The following is a 785-nucleotide window of genomic DNA, read 5'->3' as shown; positions in this document are numbered from 1 at the left end:
CCCAGCTCCGCATCGGCCGCCCCGCGCTTCTTCCACGCCGCCCGGAGCCGACGCCGGACATCCTCCACGAGGGATACCCGGAGTTGCCGCCGGAGCGCCCACACGTCCTCGTCGCTGACGTTGTAGGCGAGATCCCAACGGCCCAAGGCCTCAGCCTCGGTTCCAAATTGCTGGCGGGCCAGTGCGGAGATGCGCGGGTCCACCCAGGTGGGGACGTGGACGCCGTTGGTGACGGAGGTGATGGGGATTTCGGAGTGGTCGAAGCCTGGCCAGAGCCCGGAGAACATTTCGCGGGAGACCACGCCGTGGAGTTTGGCCACGCCGTTGGCCCGCTGCGCCAGGCGCAGGCCCATGACGGCCATGTTGAAGACCGCGGGGTTGCCGCCGTCGTAGTTTTCCCGGCCCAGGTCCAGGACCTTCTCCACGGGCACGTCCGGGGCCAGTCCGGCGTCGAAGAAGTGCCTGATCTGCACGGCCTCGAAGCGGTCGATGCCGGCCGGCACCGGGGTGTGGGTGGTGAACACCGTGGACGCGCGTCCGGCGGCCAGGGCTTCGGACCAGCTCAGCGGGGCCTCGGTGGACATGAGTTCCTGGATGCGTTCGATGCCCAGGAACCCGGCGTGGCCTTCGTTGGTGTGGAACACTTCCGGGGCCGGGGTGCCGGTGAGGCGCTGGTAGACGCGCAGCGCCTTCACCCCGCCCATGCCCAGCAGCAGTTCCTGCTGCAGGCGGTGGTCACCGCCGCCGCCGTAGAGGCGGTCCGTGATCCCGCGCGCGGCGTCGTC

1 protein-coding gene is annotated in these 785 nt (G+C 70.1%); it reads right to left on the bottom strand.

All coding sequences use genetic code 11. The features are described from left to right. Positions 1-785, bottom strand: a 785-nt coding sequence (glgP, locus tag AC3WJM_RS23010; protein ID WP_492273059.1) for an alpha-glucan family phosphorylase, incomplete at both ends; no start/stop codon positions are given.

The organism is Arthrobacter sp. FW306-1B-G06A, assembly GCF_058781765.1.
The sequence above is the reverse complement of the archived record's forward strand: the minus strand, read 5'-3'. Positions and strand labels throughout refer to the sequence as shown.